Here is a 22,761-nt window from a genome sequence, read left to right as displayed (position 1 = left end):
TAAATACTATTCTATGGATTAAGCTAGCATTGTAACCGGATTTTCTATAAAATGTTTCAACGTTTGTAAAAATTCTGCACCTGTAGCTCCGTCAACCGTTCTGTGGTCGCATGCCAAGGTAACTTTCATGGTATTTCCAACCACAATTTGTCCGTTTTTAACAACTGGTTTTTCAATAATTGCACCTACCGATAAAATCGCAGAATTTGGCTGGTTGATGATCGATGTAAATTCTTCGATTCCAAACATTCCTAAATTAGAAACCGTAAAAGTAGAACCTTCCATTTCTTTAGGTTGTAGTTTTTTGCTACGTGCTTTGCCTGCCAATTCTTTAATTGAACTGCCAATCTGCGTTAAACTCAACAAATCTGTATGGTTAACAACCGGCACAACCAATCCGTCTTCAACAGCAACAGCTACACCAACATTTACATGGTGATTAATAATTGTAGCAGCTTCTGTCCATTGTGAATTTACTTGTGGATGTTTTTTCAACGCCATTGCACACGCTTTCACAACCATATCGTTAAACGAAACTTTGGTATCTGGCAATGAATTGATCAATTTACGAGATGTCATTGCATTATCCATATTAACTTCGATCGTTAAATAATAATGTGGCGCTGTAAATTTAGATTCAGCCAAACGACGCGCAATGGTTTTACGCATTTGCGAGTTTTTAACTTCTTCTGCATAAACTTCTCCCGTTGGAACTGCTTTTAGAGTTGAACTTGTCGTTGTAGATTTCTCTTCTGACTTGGTTTCTGTTGATACAGTTTTAGCAGATGGAGTAAAGTTTTCTACATCGTTTTTCACGATGCGTCCGTTTTCACCCGATCCTTTTACATCAGAAAGATTTATGCCTTTATCTTGAGCAATTTTTTTAGCCAAGGGCGAAGCAAAAACTCTGTTTGAATCATTTGTAGATGAAGAACTTTCTGTTTTTGCAGTAGTTTCTTTCTCTGTGTTTGATTCTTTTTTATCTGATTTATCTTCTGATGATTTTTCTTTTTTAGCTTCGGTTTTTGCTTTTGGTTTAGATCCGCCAGACAAAATACCAGAAACATCGGTTCCTGCAGGACCAACAATAGCTAAAACACTATCAACCGGTGCCGATTCACCTTCTTTAATACCAATGTGCAACAATGTTCCTGCGTAAAAAGATTCGAACTCCATTGTAGCTTTATCTGTCTCAATTTCAGCTAAAATATCCCCCTCTTTTACTTCATCACCAACTTTTTTCAACCATGTAGCAACCGTTCCTTCCGTCATCGTATCACTTAAACGAGGCATAGTTACAACGCTAACATTGTCAGGAATTTCCGAAGCGGTTTCTTCTGATTGCTCTTCTTCTTTTACTTCTTTTTTATCAGATGTATCAGCTTTTGAATCAGATTCTGTTTGCTTTTCTTCTTTAGTATCGGCTGGTTCATTTTTTTTCCCTTCAGAAGAAGATCCTTCTAATAAAGACTTATAATCTTCACCTTCTTTCCCGATAATTGCCAAAACACTGTCAACATTTGCTGTTTCGCCTTCCTGAACACCAATATACAAAAGTGTTCCCGAGTGAAATGATTCAAACTCCATGGTAGCTTTATCAGTTTCAATCTCTGCTAAAATATCACCTTCAGAAATTTTATCTCCAACTTTTTTCAACCAAGATGCCACGGTACCTTCTGTCATGGTATCGCTTAAACGAGGCATTGTAATAATTTCAGCCATTTTTTATAATTTATGAGGGATAAACGGATAATTTTCTTGATCGTAAACCACATCGTACATCACGTTTGTATCAGGATATGGTGATTCTTCTGCGAATTTTTCACATTCTGAAACCAAATCACGAACGCGTTGGTCTATTGTTTCGATCTCTTCATCAGTCGCCCAATTATTTTCTTTAATAACATCTAAAACTTGCGTGATAGGATCTATTTTACGGTACTCTTCTACTTCGTCTTTTGTACGGTAATGTTGCGCATCAGACATTGAGTGACCTCTGTAACGATACGTTTTCATTTCCAAGAATGTTGGACCTTCGCCTCTACGAGCTCTTTCCATAGCATCAAACATAGCTTCGGCAACTTTAACCGGGTTCATAGCATCTACAGCGTAAGAAGGCATTTCGTAACCTAAACCTAATTTCCAGATATCAGTATGGTTTGCAGTTCGTTCTACCGAAGTACCCATTGCGTAACCGTTGTTTTCACAAATAAACACCACAGGAAGTTTCCACAGCATTGCCATATTAAATGCCTCGTGTAAAGATCCCTGACGTGCGGCACCATCACCAAAATAAGTTAATGACACACCTCCGGTTTCTAAATATTTATCGGCAAAAGCCATACCTGCACCAACAGGAATTTGCGCACCTACAATTCCGTGACCACCGTAAAAACCGTGCTCTTTAGAAAAAATATGCATAGATCCACCTAAACCTTGAGAAGTACCTGTTGCTTTTCCTAATAGTTCAGCCATAACTCGGCGAGGATCAACCCCCATACCAATTGGTTGCACGTGGTTACGATAAGCTGTAATCATTTTATCTTTTGACAAATCCATAGCGTGTAAGGCTCCGGCTAAAACTGCTTCCTGTCCGTTATATAAGTGTAGGAAGCCACGCACTTTCTGCTGAATGTATAAAGCTGCCAGTTTATCTTCGAACTTGCGCCAGAACTGCATGTCTTCATACCATTTTAAATATACTTCTTTAGTAATTTCTTTCATAATGTGGATACTATTAGTTACCAATTGATGATTAGTTAATTTGGCAATAAGCAAAAATAAGACTTCAAACCTATATCTGAAAATAAAATAAGTTATTTTTAGTTAAACTTGCTATTTATATAAAAAACTAAAATCCTACTCGGTAGGATATTAGTTTAATTCTTCATAAAAAAGAAACGAGAGGCTTAAAGCCTCTCGTTTTTATTTAAAAATTATTTTTTAACAATTTTAATAAATTGTGAACCTGCATTGGTATAAACTTTTACCATGTAAGTTCCTGCTGATAATGTAGAAACATCTATTCTAACATCGTTTGCATCAAATTTTTGAGTTTTGATTTGTTTTCCTAAGATATCATAAACTTCAACTAATTTAATTGCTTCTTTGTAAGAAACTGTTAATTCAGAATCAACCGGGTTAGGATAGTATTTTAACGAAGCTAGATCCAAATCATTCAATCCTAAAGTAATTTTAACTGTAACTGCAAGCGGTAAGCTTCCACATCCACCAGCACCTACAAGTATGCCGTAATAAGTTTTACCTTCTTGAAGTGGCGTACTAACAGGTAGTGGATTAACATTATTGATTGCATCATTATAAGAATCAAACCAAATTACATTAGGTTCATTAGCTTTTAGCTCTCTAACTTCAGCATAATCTTGGAAAACTTGATTAATGTTACCTGTTGGAGCGTTTGGTCTAGCGAAAACTGTTACATAAACAGCAGCTCTTGCCGTTTCACATCCATTATCTACTAACGAGATATAATACGTTCCTGTAGTGATAGGGTCATTCTGTCCCATATCTGTTGTAGCGAATGCCGAACTGTACACTTTATAGTTAGTTCCCGCAGAAGCATTTAAAGGCAATGTTGACACAACTGCATCTCCACAGATAGTTATTGGATTAATTAGTGGTGCATTTACACTTAAAATTTTAACGGTTACAGGTCTTTTTGGAGAATCACAATCACCAATTGACTGACCTACATAATACGTACCACTTGTTAATGGTGTAGTATTAGTTAATGGTGTATCTGAGGCGCTAAAACCATACCAGAAAATGTTTGCTCCTGATGTTGTTGCAGAAGCTGATAAACTCCCAATTGTTGCAGAACCACAAAATGTTTGAACAGTTGTAGCGGTTGGCATTGTTAAGTTTGATACTGTTGAAACTACAACAGCCGTTCTTGTTGATTCACAATTGTTAATTTTCTGTGCAATATAATAAGTACCTGTTGTTAAAACAGTTGAACTTACTAAAGGTGTTGCATCGTTAATATTTTGATACCAATTTACAATTGCGCCTGGTGTTGATGTAACTTTAATATCAGCAATAGTTGATATTCCACAGATATACACATTACTTTGTGAAATTGCCGTAGGCTGTATTCCAACAGTTACGTTTACCATAACTCTACTTGGCGATGTACAAACACCATTAGTAAATTCGCCATAGTAATTTCCATTATTAATAGGTGCACTATTTGCTAAAGCTGTACCTCCTGTACTATTTAAGTACCATTTAATTTGGAATCCTTGAAGCGCATTAAATGTTAAATCATTAACAGTTGCTGTACCACAGAAATTTTGGATTGCTACAGCTGTGGGAACAGGTGCAATAGGACTAATTACTACTGTAAAAGGCACGCGTGCTGATTTACATCCAGAAATTTCTTGTTCAACATAATACACACCTGATGATGTTATTTGAGTTATAGGTGAACTTGAAGTTGGACTAGCATAATAAGTTAAAGTTCCATTTGGATTTTTACCAAAATTCGTTGTTGAAACATCAATAGCGCCACATCTGTCAAGATTTGTAACGGTTGGAGCTTCTTTTAAACCAACACTCACAGTAAAGCTCTTTTCTGCTTTACAACCAAATTGGTTGGTAACTTCAACTTTATAAGGAACATTTAAGCTATTGGTTGTACCTTTTAAATATAACGTACCGGCATTAACAGTTCCATCGTAAGGTAATGTTGCTGCTTGATCGTAATATAAATTTGCAATTGGTGTCCAAGTAAACTGATGATTACTTACTGGTGTAATTTTAACATTGTCAATATACCATCCTGGATATTGTACACTTCCATCTGCACCTATTCTAAAACGAACTTTAAAGTTACCCGTTCCAGTAAAATCAGTCGCAGGAACAATAAACTTCTCTGTTTTCCAAGGTGTAGCAGTTGGCACTGTACTTTGTGTGATACCATTCCAATCTGCGTAAGATGTTGTTGTAAAGAACATTGCTTGTAAACCGGTATTACCAACAGGTTTAGTTAATGTTGTACTTGCATTACCTACATAATCTGCTGGCAAAAATGGTTTCCATGTTGCACCATTATTTGTTGAATACTCCAAATAAGCATAATCCATAACAGCTGTTGATGTTGATTGTAATGCTGCTATTTGATCAAATTCTACAGCAATAGATTTTAAATTTAACATGCTAACTGTAGTTCCCATATCAACTATTGCGTTTGTTTGTGCTGCATGTGTAACTTTTAAACTACCTGTTCCTTCAGAGAATAATGTTGTTTCATTAACAATAGCATCACCCGCAACAACATTACTTATTGTAGCTCCTGTAAGATTTCCGTTAAATTGATATCTGTTTGGTGATTCGTTCACAAAATTATCAATTTTTAATTCTTGAATATCATTCGTACATAGTTTGTAGTCATTCAACAATTGTAACATTTGTGGCGAAGGATTATTTTCTACACTAACTTTTTTAGTTATAACACATTCTAAACCAAGACTACTTGATGCTCTTAATGTATATTCCATAGAGCCAGTTGTATTAAAGGTCCATCCTACGTTTTTATCACCACTAATAGCATTAGCCGGGTGGTTTGGATGAGTGTTATCATTTGCTGCTGGGTGTGTTGGATCAGTTACTGTCCACACAAAAGTATCGTAATCACCCGCTCCTGTTAAAACATACAGTTTTGTTAATGGGCTACCTGCACAATTATTTATGACATCTGCAGATAAATTAAAAATCGGTGGCTCGGTATAAGTAAGATTTAATGTTCTAGGCAGACCAAAACACCCTGCAATTACATCAAAGTAACCATTTGGTCTAAAAGCTGAGCGTGTTCCAGCAGTAGCTGAAGTAAGATTACCCAAAGTACTAGCATTATCTCTCACAAAAATTGTACGATTAGCTGCAGGTGTGAATGAACTAAAAATACTTGTTGTAGCCGCCGGCACAGCAGTAGCTGTTGGATTTGCATATGCTATTTGAACAATAAGATTAGATGTTCCGTCCCACATAAATGGGGTATCCAACTTAAACATATTAACATCATTGGCAACTAATAATTGATTACCCACATTCTTAACTTGTGTTAATCTAGCTTCTGGCACAAAAATGTTCTCAGGAAATTCTTCATAACGAGTTTCCCCCATGTGGATGGTAAAATTATCTCTTTGAAGGGTTCCGCCTGATGTACCGGTTTTAAAACCAAAAGATTTTATAATACCTCTTGTAAATCCTAATGCTCTTAATTCTGAAGCTAAGTAGATATATTGGATTTTTTGAGATTTATTATTGGTAAAAGGAGTTGCATCGGTTCCTGAGGTAAGTCCTGTACCTACTTGTGCTACACCTACAAAATTTTCGTAAACTCCATGATATATATTAAAACTTTCTGATTTTGTAACCTCAGGAATAACATGCGTATTAGAATTACTTACTATTAAACTATCGTTCATATCGTACCAAAAACTAGTACCTGCACCAGTAACTCTCAAAGTTTCTTCACGAATACCGCAAACATTAGGACTAGGAACCGTAAAAGTTGGTGGTAAGCAAGCAGTAGTAACATTTATACCAGTCCAAAAACTACTATCTGTTGAACTACAATTAGATCTTACATATACATAATACGTTGTACTTGGGTTTAAACCAGTAACAGGCTGTGATAAACCATTATTTGGTGTACTTGGAGGAATTGGTGCAACTAAACCTGCTGGTCCGCTACCAGGCAATCCGCTGGTTCTTACTTCCCAATCATAATTAGGTGTTGTTGGTGTATTAGCGTTTACCCAATTAATTATAAAACTGTCAGCTTTTTTTTCAGTAATAAATATTTCTTTTGGTATAAGACACGTTGGTGTAGGCCCTTGTGTAACAGAGATATTATCCAAATATAAGAAATTATCTGCTGTTGAAGAACCTCTGTTAGCAACCGTTAGTTTTACATATAAAGGACCTGGATTTGGCGCAAATGTTATTGTTTCTGCTTTACAGCTAACAGATTCTACGTGATTGCTGTTATCAATTGTATGAAAAGTACTCCATGGACCACTTGGATAATTAGACCACTCCCACACTAAATTTAATTGATTTCTAGATGCTGCTATTGCTGTAGGTGAATTATTATTAAAAAGTAACCATTTGTAGTCAAATGAAAAAGTAATGTTTCCACCTGTAGCAGTGAAAAGCAAGGGCGATCTTAAACTTGCAGAAGCAGAAAGCCCCTGCAATCCCGTTAACCTGGTTCTTATAGAGTGTGTTCCTTGACAAACTCTTTGATTCACCACACTATAGGGATTATCTAATTCAACCCAAGGCGCTACACTTGTTGAACCATCCCAAGTAATAGAATAAGGTTGCGCCCAATTTACAAGCGGAATTAAGAGCAACAAAATTTGTATTAATCGTTTCATAATATTGAATTTAATTTTTAAACCAAGGGAAACATTTACATTTTATATTCCCCTTGGCTAATTTATAATTATTTTCTTACAATTTTAATAAATTGACTATTTTCCTTCGTTTTTATATTTAACATGTAAGTTCCTGAACTTAATGTACTAAAATCTAATTGAACCGTTTCATTATCAAAATTGCGCTTCATTACCATTCTGCCGTTTAAATCAAATACTTCTACATTGGTGATAGCTTCTGTATAAGTAATGGTTAACTGATCACTTACCGGGTTTGGATAATACTTCAACTTACTCAAGTCAAAATCATTAACTCCTAAAACAATGATTGCTTCTATAGGCGTTGGTAAACTCGGACAACCGTTTGCACCAATAATTACTGCATAATAGGTAGTTCCGTTTACTAAAGGCATATTTTGTGATAATGGGTTGTTCCCTTTCATTGCATCATCATATGTTGCATACCATACCACATTTGGCTGGTTCATTACCAAACTGCTGATTTCAGCATAATCACTAAATTGCTGTGGCGTTGTACCAACCGGACTGTTTGGTCTGCTGTTCACCGTAATTTGTACTTGTGTACGAACCGATTCACAACCGTTCTCTATACGGGTTACAAAATAATAGCCTGATTGTAACACATCGGTTAATGGTAAAGGTGTAGTGCTGGTGTTGTTTAAATACCAATTATAGCTAACACCTGTTGGTGATGGCAACGTTAAATTACCTACTGTTGAACCTGCACACATTGACATTGGACTTACGGCAGGTGCGCTAGTATTAATCACGCGAACTGAAACCGGTACTTTTACAGAAACACAGTTTCCTACTCGTTGTGTAAGGTAATATGTACCACTTACCAATACGGTTGACGCATTTAAAGGAGTGGTAGATGTTGAACTGTTATACCACTCTGCCGTTCCATTTGGTAATATCTGTGCTACTAATTGTGCTACCGTTCCGTTACCGCAGATATTTTGGATACCTGCTGTTGGTGCAGGAACACTTCCTTGGGCAGTCGCCGTGATTTGTACACGTAACGATTCACACCCGTTTATTCTTTGCGATACGTAATAGGTACCATTTACAATTGCAGTGGTATTTGGTATTGGCGTTTGCGATGTTGCAGATGGATACCATACCAATTCTGATCCACTAATTTGGTTTAAGTTTACATTTCCGTAATTTAAAGAACCGCAAATAGAAATTGTTTGTGGGGTTAAAGCCGGAGGTGCTGTGTTTATATCTACCAATATAGCAATGCGTCCAGATTCACAATTACCTAATACTTGTGATGCGTAATAAGTAGTATTATCTACTAAAGGTTGTGTTCCTGCCAAAGGCACGGTTGATGTTAACGAATCATACCATCTTATTTGTGATCCTGCTACACCTGACGCCATTAAGGCTGATACTGTACCTCCTCCGCATACTACCTGCGTAAATTGTGCGGTTGGTAAACCTAAAGGTGTTACAGTTGCAGTAAATGGTACACGTACCGATTTACATAATCCTTGAGTTGATTCTACATAATATGTTCCCGTTTGTGAAATAGTAGTTATCGGGGTTGTTGCCGTTGCAGAACTATAGAAAGTATAGCTTGCTCCTGTGCCGCCAGATACTACAACATTGCTAACCGGCGTTGCAGAACAAAATGTTTGGTTTTGTACAATAGGCGTTACCACATCGGTAACATTTATTGTTATTGCTTTGTCTAAAACACAACCAGAAGGTGCTTTTAAGCTTGCGTTGTAAACATAACTACCTCCTAAACTTGAAATAACATATACTTTTAACGCATTGGTTGAAGGGGTATATGGGATTGTTGTGGCTGCATCTAAATATAAATTTGAGGTAGGAGACCATGTTACTGTTGACTGCTCCAATCCAAATTTTGTATTTAATCGGTTAACCGTTCTTGTTCCCGTTGCCGGATTAGGATCGGTAGCACTTGTTGCAAAAATTCCTACATTTGAGCCCGTTACCGGCGTATAATACGTCTCGGCATTATTTCCTGATCCTGCACCCTCTTGGGTAATCTCAACTAATACGTTTGATTGACCATCCCAATAGAAAGGACTATCGAAGTTGAATGTCTGCACACCTTGGAATGTATGGGTATGATTCTCTTTAGAGTAAACGGTTGACAGGTTACCTGTTTCAAAATTAGTTGTTCCAAATGTTGTATTGGCGGTCAACTTCATTTTTATGGTATAACTTGCATTACTTAAACTTGCACCTGAATTTATTGTTTCAAATGATAAGTTGGTAATGTATCCCGCTGTATTGAAACCTTGGGCTAACAATTCTGCAGCACTATAAATATATTGTTGTTTTGAATAAACACCACTTTGTACAAATGCAGATGTTGCACTCGTTGGCAATGTTGTGCTTACACCGGTTCCGATGGTTACCATTGCCGGTAAAGCTTCTAAAGCTTTTAATTCTTTTACTTCGTTTTTACATAAATCATATGTTGCTGCTAAAGTAGATAAAGCTTCCGGTTTTTTTCCTGCAAATACTCGAACCGTTTTTAAATGTTCGCAAATTCCACCCGACTGGCTCGCTGACAATACATAATCTTGTTCAACTGACGTACTAAAAGTCCAACCGTTTACTGCATCGCCGCTTACTCCCGTGCTTGGCGTCCATACAAACGTATCGTATCCTCCTAAATTAGTAGTAATAGTTACAGGTGTAGTTGTTACACCTCCTTCACATGAGGTTGCCATTGACGAAGATAACTCAAATGCCGGTTTAGGCGTGATTACTACCGGTACTTCAAGTAATGGAGTGTTACATACATTGTCTCCAATTTCCCAATTGTAAAAATAATAATAAGTGGATGCACTTGCACTTCCAGCAGCCCATCCTGCTGTTACATTACCTAAAGTTCCTATAGGATAAGGAAAAGTCAATCCACTGGACTCTCTGATTAAAGGTACTGTTAAATTTGTAACATATAAACGATATCCAGTATCAGCAATTGGAACTGTTATATTCAGCGGTATAGTCACAGGTGTGGCTGTTGGTATAGTAGTACCTGTACCTGCAGGTATTGTTAAGGGACCTACTGTTTCTAAAATATTACCATTTTTATCTGCCAAGACCAATGTTATTGTTCCTGCACTAGTCCCAGATGGATAAACATCTACACTCTTAATATTAAAGGCACTTGCAGCATTAAACTGTACTCCATAAGCAAGTGTAGTATTACCAAACCCACTCGCCCCATTCGCTGGAGCTACTCTGGCAGCACCGGACACACTAGGTAAACTAGAAGGAGCGTCTCCTGCTTGAACCCAATAACTTCTACTACCTGTCAATAGAGGAGTCCTAAAAGTAGCCCCGGTATGAACCAAATTAGCCCCATTAGGATCATCATACCAAAAAACTGTTCCGGCACCATAAATAGCAGTTAAATCTACTTCTTGTGATCCACATACAGTTTTGCCAGGAGCAGCAATTAAATCAGGATAATTACACATCGTACTTATATCAGGTCCCCATGTCCAACTGCTTTTATCTGTTGGTGAACATACAGTTCTTACATATATTGTGTACTTTGTTAAGGGCTGTAAACCTGTAATTGTAAAAGGGTTCGTTGTAGCTGTACCCGTAACTCCCAATCCTGTTGCTCCACTTCCTGGAGCTCCTGATTCACGTACTTCATATTCATAAGCTACCGTTCCCGAATTGTTCGGACTTGGAGTTAATGTTACTGTAACACTGTTTTTAGTAACATTTGATTCTTGTATATCTAAAGGTTTATAACAATTTGTTGCTATAACATTTACATTATAATCATGTGTTTCACCTGAGGCATAAGAAGTACAAGGATCAATTCCTGTAACATTATATACCATACGCACCCGCATTCTGTGAATACCCGGTGTGGCATTTGCCGGAATTTCAATTGACGTAGTAGCAAAAGCAGGACTTGCTACCAATTGAAAATCTGTTAATATTCTTTCTGAAGTTTCAAATGCGCCATTACCATTAAAATCAATCCAGATACTTGCTCTTACTAACGTACTAGTAGAATTAGAATTAATTTGTACGGGATAAGTCCCTTCCTGTATAAGATCTATAGGTGTAAACAAAGACATTCTTTGAGAGTACCCTGTTGCGGTTGTACTATTACATCCTGTATTCAAATCACTTATGACAGTTGCGTTTTCACCTGCCATTACAAAACTGTTTAAGTTATAAGTCGCACATCCTGTTGTATATACAGGTGTACAATAACAATCTACAATTGGTTTGACAGTTACCGACACTAGATTAGAGACTTGTGTGCTGCTACTATTAATACAAGTTACAACATAACGATAATCTGTGTTTGCCAAAATACTTGTTACTGTGTAAAACATTCCTGTAGCACCATTTATATTTGTCCAAGTATTTGCGCCTGCAGGTGAACTTTGCCATTGATAAGTAATGTTCCCACCTCTAGTAGCACCGGTTACAGATAATGTAAAAGGTGCTGCAGGACAAGTACTTGTAGCTGTACTACTAATCGTACCTGCTGATGGAGTTCCACTACAAGGTGCCATAGATGTAATAACAACCATACCATTACCTGTAGGATCGGGATTTGGGACAAAACCAGTTTGTCCAAACATGATAGTTACACCATTCATTACACCACCTATGTAACCTGAACCACCACCAGCACCTTCCCACAATGCTGCTGCACCGCCATACCAGCCGCCGCCGCCGCCGCCGCCGGTATTACCAGGATATGGAGAAAATCCAGGATTAGACAAATTAGCTGAACCTCCTTGACCAAAAGAGCCATCTTGAGCCATTGTACCAGAATAGAGCGTAGCTGTAGCATTACTCCCACCGGCAGTTTGAGTACCACCAAATCCGCCATAGTTTCCTGAAAATCCTTTACCACCCGTTAGTCCACCGCCATGAGCCCCATTGTTTATCAAAGTCGCAGCTCCATTATTAGTTCCTGCACCACCACCACCTCCAGCTACAATAACAACAGCTGATTGATTTCCTGACAAAGTATTCAAGAGTCCTGATACGGTTGCAATATGTGTTGCACCACCACCGGCGCTACCTCCAGGATTACTCGTAGAAGAATAGGCTCCTGAATTTCCTCCACCATTAAAACCTCCTATAGCAGAAACTCCAGACGCCGGCTGTCCCATTCCTCTACCTCCAACGTAAATATAATACGTCCCTGGAGTAGCCACATTAAGAATTCCTTTAGAATAGCCACCTTTACCACCTGTGTCAGGTGCTTGGTTACTTCCCCCATTAGCTCCCCACATTTCTATTTCATAAGATCCTGCAGCAAGTGTTACAGTTTGTACAGATCCTGTATAACTATAGGTTTGTGCCTGAGTAGTAAAAACAGACAAAAACAGAACTAAAATAAGTAGTTTCCAAACATCAGAAGTTAACCACCGAATTTTAAGTGTTTCCAATTGTGTAATTTTTCTCATAAATTATATTGTTTATAATTAGACTATAAACGATAAACTTAATTATTTTTTTTGAATTATTTAATTAAATATTATATTTTTTTTAACTATTAACATTTTTATTGCGAAAAATAAATTAAAAAAAGAAGCCCATCTTTAAAAGATGGGCCTTATCAATAATAACTATTTATAATTATTTTCTTACAATTTTAATAAATTGACTATTTTCCTTCGTTTTTATATTTAACATGTAAGTTCCTGAACTTAATGTACTAAAATCTAATTGAACCGTTTCATTATCAAAATTGCGCTTCATTACCATTCTGCCGTTTAAATCAAATACTTCTACATTGGTGATAGCTTCTGTATAAGTAATGGTTAACTGATCACTTACCGGGTTTGGATAATACTTCAACTTACTCAAGTCAAAATCATTAACTCCTAAAACAATGATTGCTTCTATAGGCGTTGGTAAACTCGGACAACCGTTTGCACCAATAATTACTGCATAATAGGTAGTTCCGTTTACTAAAGGCATATTTTGTGATAATGGGTTGTTCCCTTTCATTGCATCATCATATGTTGCATACCATACCACATTTGGCTGGTTCATTACCAAACTGCTGATTTCAGCATAATCACTAAATTGCTGTGGCGTTGTACCAACCGGACTGTTTGGTCTGCTGTTCACCGTAATTTGTACTTGTGTACGAACCGATTCACAACCGTTCTCTATACGGGTTACAAAATAATAGCCTGATTGTAACACATCGGTTAATGGTAAAGGTGTAGTGCTGGTGTTGTTTAAATACCAATTATAGCTAACACCTGTTGGTGATGGCAACGTTAAATTACCTACTGTTGAACCTGCACACATTGACATTGGACTTACGGCAGGTGCGCTAGTATTAATCACGCGAACTGAAACCGGTACTTTTACAGAAACACAGTTTCCTACTCGTTGTGTAAGGTAATATGTACCACTTACCAATACGGTTGACGCATTTAAAGGAGTGGTAGATGTTGAACTGTTATACCACTCTGCCGTTCCATTTGGTAATATCTGTGCTACTAATTGTGCTACCGTTCCGTTACCGCAGATATTTTGGATACCTGCTGTTGGTGCAGGAACACTTCCTTGGGCAGTCGCCGTGATTTGTACACGTAACGATTCACACCCGTTTATTCTTTGCGATACGTAATAGGTACCATTTACAATTGCAGTGGTATTTGGTATTGGCGTTTGCGATGTTGCAGATGGATACCATACCAATTCTGATCCACTAATTTGGTTTAAGTTTACATTTCCGTAATTTAAAGAACCGCAAATAGAAATTGTTTGTGGGGTTAAAGCCGGAGGTGCTGTGTTTATATCTACCAATATAGCAATGCGTCCAGATTCACAATTACCTAATACTTGTGATGCGTAATAAGTAGTATTATCTACTAAAGGTTGTGTTCCTGCCAAAGGCACGGTTGATGTTAACGAATCATACCATCTTATTTGTGATCCTGCTACACCTGACGCCATTAAGGCTGATACTGTACCTCCTCCGCATACTACCTGCGTAAATTGTGCGGTTGGTAAACCTAAAGGTGTTACAGTTGCAGTAAATGGTACACGTACCGATTTACATAATCCTTGAGTTGATTCTACATAATATGTTCCCGTTTGTGAAATAGTAGTTATCGGGGTTGTTGCCGTTGCAGAACTATAGAAAGTATAGCTTGCTCCTGTGCCGCCAGATACTACAACATTGCTAACCGGCGTTGCAGAACAAAATGTTTGGTTTTGTACAATAGGCGTTACCACATCGGTAACATTTATTGTTATTGCTTTGTCTAAAACACAACCAGAAGGTGCTTTTAAGCTTGCGTTGTAAACATAACTACCTCCTAAACTTGAAATAACATATACTTTTAACGCATTGGTTGAAGGGGTATATGGGATTGTTGTGGCTGCATCTAAATATAAATTTGAGGTAGGAGACCATGTTACTGTTGACTGCTCCAATCCAAATTTTGTATTTAATCGGTTAACCGTTCTTGTTCCCGTTGCCGGATTAGGATCGGTAGCACTTGTTGCAAAAATTCCTACATTTGAGCCCGTTACCGGCGTATAATACGTCTCGGCATTATTTCCTGATCCTGCACCCTCTTGGGTAATCTCAACTAATACGTTTGATTGACCATCCCAATAGAAAGGACTATCGAAGTTGAATGTCTGCACACCTTGGAATGTATGGGTATGATTCTCTTTAGAGTAAACGGTTGACAGGTTACCTGTTTCAAAATTAGTTGTTCCAAATGTTGTATTGGCGGTCAACTTCATTTTTATGGTATAACTTGCATTACTTAAACTTGCACCTGAATTTATTGTTTCAAATGATAAGTTGGTAATGTATCCCGCTGTATTGAAACCTTGGGCTAACAATTCTGCAGCACTATAAATATATTGTTGTTTTGAATAAACACCACTTTGTACAAATGCAGATGTTGCACTCGTTGGCAATGTTGTGCTTACACCGGTTCCGATGGTTACCATTGCCGGTAAAGCTTCTAAAGCTTTTAATTCTTTTACTTCGTTTTTACATAAATCATATGTTGCTGCTAAAGTAGATAAAGCTTCCGGTTTTTTTCCTGCAAATACTCGAACCGTTTTTAAATGTTCGCAAATTCCACCCGACTGGCTCGCTGACAATACATAATCTTGTTCAACTGACGTACTAAAAGTCCAACCGTTTACTGCATCGCCGCTTACTCCCGTGCTTGGCGTCCATACAAACGTATCGTATCCTCCTAAATTAGTAGTAATAGTTACAGGTGTAGTTGTTACACCTCCTTCACATGAGGTTGCCATTGACGAAGATAACTCAAATGCCGGTTTGGGTTCAACCTTTACCTTAACTTCTACTATTGGAGAACTACAGCCAAATTCTCCAACAAATGTAGTGTTTGGACGATACGAGCTTGTTGTTCCAAAAATAGAACCTGCAGGAGTTGTAGCTGCCAAAATACCTGCTATTCCTTGACCATCTCCATAAAGAACAGAAGTTCTTGTCGCTAAAGCGTCGTGTCCGCGTATTTCACCATAAGGTGTAGTCCATGCCCCATTATCTGAAGCTACTTGAACAATAACATTACTTACACCGTCCCATACAAAAGGGGTACTAAATGTAAATGTCATTATACCGACTGACAATGGTTGAGAAGCATTACTATAAACTTGCGTTAGATTACTATTAGCTACTTGCGTAGTAGTAGCTACAGCTTGTGTTGTAGTTCCCATTGCTATACTAAAATTTAGTCTAGGGTTATATGCTCCCGGAGTAACTACATCAAATTTTAGTGCTGATATACTTCCTCCAGATATTCCTGCATTTATTAATTCATCTGCAGTAAATATATATTGATGTTTATATCCATGGTATAAACTATATAAAAACTCCCATGATCCTGAAGCAGTATAATTACCAGTTCCAATGGTTTCCTCTCCTAACGCTACATTCTCTGATTGTACCCAATAACTAGTATCTGTTGTCAATTCTGGAGTTACAAAATTTGCACCTGTGTATAATAAATTATCTTTAGTGAAAGTATCATACCACTTAACTATTCCAGCATCAAAAATAGCCGTTAAATCTACTTCTTGTGAGCCACAGACAGTTTTTCCCGGAGCAGCAATTAATTCTGGATAATCACACATTGTTCTAGCAGATTCTCCACTAGACCATGCACTGCTATCTGTAGACGAACAAATTGTTTTTACATATATAGTATATTCTGTTAAAGGTTGCAAACCTGTAATAGTAAAGGGGTTTGTTGTTGCAGTACCTGAAACTCCTAAACCTGTCGCACCGCTCCCTGGTTTTCCTGATGTACGTGCTTCATACATGTATGTCACAACACCTGTATTTTTTAAATTGGGGGTTACTGTTACTATTGCTGTGTTTTTAGTTACATCAGAGACATTTAAGTCAATAGGTCTGAAACAAGTTACTGCTGATATATTTACTAAATAATCATGAGTTTCACCTGAAGTATAAGATGTACATGGATCAAAATTAGTTGTGTTATAAACTGTTCTCACACGCATTCTTGTAATTCCTGGAATCGCAGTATCAGGAATTGTAATGCTTGCTTTTGCAAATGCAGGGCTTGTTGATGTAACTAAATCATTAAATAATTTTTCAAAAGGTTCAAATGCACCGTTTCTATTATAATCAATCCAAATACTAGTATAGACTAAAGCAGATGTTGACGTTGTGTTTACCTCTACTTCGTATGAAGTATCTTGAGAAATATTTAATGCTGTAAATAAAGCGGTTCTATCTGAATAGCCAGTTGCAGTGGTATTATTACAGCCAGTATTTAAGTCGCTAATAGACGATGTACCATCGCCCATCATTTTAAAGCTATTCAAATTATATGTTGAACATCCTGTTGTGTAAATAGGTGTACAATAACACTGCGTGTAAGGATTTTGTCCTACTGAAACAATAGTAGATGTTTGCGTACTATTACTATTTGTACAAGTTACAACGCAACGATAATCTGTAGCAACAGTTTGATTTGCTACAATATAAGACATATTTGTTGCGCCTGCTATATTTGTCCAGGTATTAGTACCAGCTGGTGAACTTTGCCATTGATACGTAACACCACCTGCAATAGTTGATCCGTTAAGTGAAATAGTAAAAGGAACCGCTGCACATGCATTTGTTACCGATGCAGAAGCAGTCCCTGCAGTTGGAGTACCAGCACAAGGTACAGCTGGCACAACAGTTATATCATAATCTTCACTTTCTCCTGAACCAAAACTTGTATTACATGCATCAGTAGGAAGGTTTGGGTTATTATTCCCCCTTGTTCTTACTCTCATTCTGGTTACTCCCGGAACAGCCGTTACTGGAATTGTTACCGGAACGGTAATAGTTGTACCGGAAGGAATTCCTGCTGAACTTGAGCCTGGACCTACATAAAAATGTTCAGTTGCATCTAATGTATTGTCTCTATTCCAATCAATCCACACTGATGTTACCCCTCCCGTATATGTACTTGGAGCATCTATTGTAACACTTAAATTTACTATAGAACCCATCATAACAGATGTTGTAACACCTGGATAATATGTGTGATTTGGACTAGCTGTTGGTTGCGAAGTAGTAGTATTATTATTAATAGTACCAAATTGCACAATAGCAATCATGGAACCAGCTCCTCCCGAACTTCCGGGAGTACAATACTGAGCCTTTAACTGTATAGTTGGCAGGAAAATGCCCAGAAAAATTAATACCAAGGCTCTATTGGAGAAACACCAACTTTTAAGCCTAGATAATTGTGTATTTTTTTCCATAATTATAATCTTTAATAATTAGTCATATAAGGTATAAACTTAATTATTTTTTTTTAATTCTTTAATATTAAATTATATTTTTTTTAACGTGAAAAATAATTATAATAAAATTAAAATTTTATATAAAATAAATAAAAACAAAAAGCCACCTAATATTAGGTGGCTTTTATAGTAACTATTAATTGAAATTAAATTTTTACTGAAAAATCTTTAAAAATTTAAATCGATTTCTTGTTTTATTTCTGCTGTTCCAACAAGTATGTTATCATATTGGCGCATACCGGTTCCCGCAGGTATTCTATGACCAACAATAACGTTTTCTTTTAAGCCTGATAAATTATCAACCTTACCTGCTACTGCTGCTTCATTTAATACTTTTGTAGTTTCCTGGAACGATGCCGCAGAAATAAACGATTTAGTTTGTAAAGATGCTCTTGTAATACCTTGTAAAACAGGTGTTGCCGTTGCGGTAATTACATCGCGTGCTACTACTAAATTTTTATCTTCTCTACGTAAAATAGAGTTTTCGTCGCGTAATTCACGTACAGAAATAATCTGTCCTTCTTTCAAAGTTACAGAATCACCTGCATCTTCAACAACTTTCATTCCGAATAAACGATCGTTCTCGCGAATGAAATCGTCTTTGTGAATTAATTGTTCTTCTAAGAATAAGGTATCGCCCGAATCTTGAATCTGTACTTTACGCATCATTTGGCGGATTACAACTTCAAAATGTTTGTCTGAAATTTTCACCCCTTGTAAACGGTAAACTTCTTGAATTTCGTTTACCAAATATTGCTGTACTGCAGATGGACCTTGAATTCTTAAAATATCGTCTGGTGTAATTGCACCGTCTGACAATGAAGTCCCAGCTTTAACGAAATCGTTTTCTTGAACTAAAATTTGGTTCGATAATTTCACTAAGTACTTACGTTGATCATCTTCACCCGTTTTTGGTGTAACGATGATTTCACGGTTACCACGTTTGATTTTTCCGAAAGAAACAACACCGTCTATCTCTGCAACAACTGCTGGATTTGATGGGTTACGTGCTTCTAACAACTCGGTAATACGAGGTAAACCTCCGGTAATATCTCCCGTTTTTGATGACTTACGAGGAATTTTAACTAAAACTTTACCAGCTTTAATTTTCTCTCCGTCGTTAACCATTAAGTGAGCTCCAACTGGTAAGTTGTATGAACGGATTAATTCGCCATCTTTATTATAAATTAATAAGGTAGGAACTAATTTTTTGTTTCTTGATTCTGTAATTACTTTTTCTTGGAAACCTGTCTGCTCATCGATCTCCACCATAAACGTTTGGTTCTGTTCAATGTCTTCGTAAGCAACCTTACCTGTAAATTCAGAAATAATAACACCGTTATAAGGATCCCACTTACAGATTACTGTTCCTTCTTCTACAACTTCTTTATCTTTAACATAAATTGTTGATCCGTAAGGAATGTAATGTGTATTTAAAACGATACCTGTATTTAAATCTACTAATTTTAATTCTGTTGAACGAGAAATTACGATATCAATTTCTTTTCCATCAGCATCTTCACCTTTTACAACTTTTAAATCTTCAATCTCTAAACGACCTTTGAATTTTGTTGTAATAGTTGAAACTTCAGAAATGTTACCTGCCGTACCCCCAACGTGGAACGTACGTAACGTTAACTGTGTACCTGGCTCACCAATTGACTGTGCTGCGATAACACCAACTGCCTCACCTAACTGTGCCATACGGTTTGATGCCAAGTTACGTCCGTAACATTTCACACAAATTCCGTGGTCAGCCTCACAAGTTAACGCAGAACGAACTTCTAACTTCTCTAATGGCGATGCGTTAATTTTAGCAACATGTGCTTCGTTAACCATTTCACCAGCAGGAACAATAACTTCGTTTGTTAACGGGTTAATGATATCATCTAAAGTGATACGTCCTAAAACGCGCTCTCCTAAAGATTCTACAATTTCTTCGTTTTTCTTCAACGCTTCAAACTCAATACCTCTTAATGTACCGCAATCTTCTGAATTAACGATCACATCTTGAGCAACATCGTGTAAACGACGAGTTAAGTATCCGGCATCGGCTGTTTTTAATGCGGTATCGGCAAGACCTTTACGCGCACCGTGCGTTGAAATAAAGTATTCTAAGATCGATAAACCTTCTTTAAAGTTCGAAAGGATCGGGTTTTCGATAATATCTCCACCTGAAGCTGTCGATTTTTTAGGTTTTGCCATCAATCCACGCATACCTGTTAACTGACGGATTTGCTCTTTAGATCCACGCGCTCCAGAATCAAGCATCATGAATACCGAGTTAAATCCTTGTTGGTCTTCACGAATGTTTTTCATTGCCAACTCTGTTAACGCAGCATTTGTTGAAGTCCAAATATCAATTACCTGATTGTAACGCTCGTTATTGGTAATAAGACCCATGTTATAGTTCATGGTAATTCCTTCTACCTGATTGTTCGCATCATCAATCATTCCTTGTTTTTGATCCGGGATTTTGATATCACCTAAAGAGAATGATAGACCACCTCTAAATGCGTATCCGTAACCCATATCTTTCATATCGTCCAAGAATTTAGCAGTTGTAGGAACATCTGTTACCGCTAAAATTTTTCCGATAATATCTCTTAAAGATTTTTTAGTTAATACCTCATTAATGTAACCTGCAGCTTCCGGAACTACCTCGTTAAACAAGATACGACCTGCCGATGTTTCAATAATTTGGTAAACCAATTCACCTTCTGCATTAAAATCTTTTGCACGTACTTTAACAGGTGCGTTCAAATCTAAACGTCCTTCATTAATAGCAATATGCACTTCTTCTACCGAGTAGAATGTTAAACCTTCACCTTTCACGATATGATCTGGTGTAGATCTGCGGATTTTGGTCATATAATAAAGACCCAAAACCATATCCTGAGAAGGTACTGTGATAGGTGCACCATTCGCCGGATTCAAGATGTTGTGCGACGCTAACATTAATAACTGAGCTTCTAAAATAGCCTCTGGTCCTAATGGTAAATGCACCGCCATTTGATCTCCATCGAAATCGGCGTTGAATGCCGTACATACTAATGGGTGTAAACGAATTGCTTTTCCTTCGATTAATTTAGGCTGGAATGCCTGAATACCTAAACGGTGAAGCGTAGGAGCACGGTTTAATAATACCGGGTGACCCTTAATTACGTTTTCTAAAATATCCCAAACAACTGGTTCTTTTTTATCGATGATCTTTTTAGCAGACTTCACAGTTTTTACAATTCCACGCTCAATCAACTTACGGATTACGAATGGTTTGTATAATTCTGCAGCCATATCTTTAGGAAGACCACATTCGTATAATTTTAATTCAGGTCCAACGACAATTACCGAACGAGCCGAGTAATCTACACGCTTACCTAATAAGTTTTGACGGAAACGACCTTGCTTACCTTTTAACGAATCTGATAACGATTTTAACGGACGTTGAGATTCTGTTTTAACTGCTGTTGCTTTACGTGTATTATCGAACAATGAATCTACCGCTTCTTGTAACATACGCTTTTCGTTACGTAAGATAACTTCAGGAGCTTTAATTTCCATTAATCGTTTTAAACGGTTATTACGGATAATTACACGACGGTATAAATCGTTCAAATCCGACGTTGCGAAACGACCACCATCTAACGGCACTAACGGACGTAATTCTGGTGGGATCACAGGAACCACTTTTAAAATCATCCATTCCGGACGGTTTTCACGGTTTTCGTTTGATTCACGGAACGCTTCAACAACCTGTAAACGTTTTAACGCTTCTGTTTTACGTTGTTTAGATGTTTCGTTATTAGCCGCGTGACGCAATTGGTAAGACAATGCATCTAAATCGGTACGCTCTAATAAATCCATAATACATTCAGCACCCATTTTAGCGATGAATTTATTTGGATCTTGATCATCTAAATATTGGTTTTCCATTGGAAGGGTATCTAAAATATCTAAATACTCGTTCTCTGTAAGGAAATCCAAACGTTTTAATTCTTCACCATCTGGGCGTTTTGCAACACCTGCTTGGATCACAACATATTTTTCGTAATAAATAATTTCGTCTAACTTTTTAGATGGCAATCCTAAAATGTAACCAATTTTGTTTGGTAACGAACGGAAATACCAAATATGAGCGATAGGCACAACAAGGTTGATATGCCCTACTCTGTCACGACGAACTTTTTTTTCTGTAACTTCAACCCCACAACGGTCGCAAACGATACCTTTGTAACGGATTCTTTTATATTTTCCACAAGCACATTCGTAATCTTTAACAGGTCCGAAGATACGCTCACAGAATAAACCATCGCGCTCTGGTTTGTGCGTACGATAGTTAATAGTTTCAGGTTTTAAAACTTCACCTCTCGATTCTGCTAAGATCGATTCAGGTGATGCTAAACCTATGGAGATTTTGTTAAACCTTTTTACAGTATTTTTATCTTTACTGTTGTTTCTGTTATTCATCATAGTTTTTACTATTGATTTACTTGCAATTAAAAATTGATTCTTA

General features: G+C 37.2%; 5 protein-coding genes and 2 pseudogenes. All 7 read right to left on the bottom strand.

All coding sequences use genetic code 11. The features are described 5' to 3' along the window. Nucleotides 1-18 precede the first annotated feature (18 nt). Nucleotides 19-1,320, bottom strand: a pseudogene (locus BM253_RS09275) (pyruvate dehydrogenase complex dihydrolipoamide acetyltransferase); the annotation flags it as partial. Nucleotides 1,321-1,469: 149 nt separating this feature from the next. Next, nucleotides 1,470-1,722 (bottom strand): annotated as a pseudogene (locus BM253_RS17690) (biotin/lipoyl-containing protein); the annotation flags it as partial. A gap of 3 nt (nucleotides 1,723-1,725) precedes the next feature. After that, on the bottom strand, nucleotides 1,726-2,724 hold the full coding sequence (gene pdhA / locus BM253_RS09270) for a pyruvate dehydrogenase (acetyl-transferring) E1 component subunit alpha (RefSeq protein WP_091522810.1): 999 nt from the start codon (nucleotides 2,722-2,724) through the stop codon (nucleotides 1,726-1,728). 212 nt (nucleotides 2,725-2,936) lie between these two features. Continuing rightward, nucleotides 2,937-7,406, bottom strand: coding sequence for an Ig-like domain-containing protein (locus BM253_RS09265; protein WP_091522749.1), 4,470 nt, complete (start codon nucleotides 7,404-7,406; stop codon nucleotides 2,937-2,939). A 68-nt stretch (nucleotides 7,407-7,474) separates the two neighbouring features. Continuing rightward, complete coding sequence (locus tag BM253_RS09260; RefSeq protein ID WP_091522746.1) at nucleotides 7,475-12,871, bottom strand: Ig-like domain-containing protein; 5,397 nt, start codon at nucleotides 12,869-12,871, stop codon at nucleotides 7,475-7,477. A 172-nt stretch (nucleotides 12,872-13,043) separates the two neighbouring features. Then, nucleotides 13,044-18,206, bottom strand: coding sequence for a GEVED domain-containing protein (locus BM253_RS09255; protein WP_091522742.1), 5,163 nt, complete (start codon nucleotides 18,204-18,206; stop codon nucleotides 13,044-13,046). A gap of 210 nt (nucleotides 18,207-18,416) precedes the next feature. Then, nucleotides 18,417-22,718: a DNA-directed RNA polymerase subunit beta' gene (gene rpoC, locus BM253_RS09250; protein WP_091522738.1), complete on the bottom strand. Its 4,302-nt coding sequence runs from the start codon at nucleotides 22,716-22,718 to the stop codon at nucleotides 18,417-18,419. Nucleotides 22,719-22,761 lie beyond the last annotated feature (43 nt).

It is taken from the genome of Paenimyroides ummariense (genome assembly GCF_900115115.1).
GTDB classification, from domain to species: domain Bacteria; phylum Bacteroidota; class Bacteroidia; order Flavobacteriales; family Flavobacteriaceae; genus Flavobacterium; species Flavobacterium ummariense.
The sequence above is the reverse complement of the archived record's forward strand: the minus strand, read 5'-3'. Positions and strand labels throughout refer to the sequence as shown.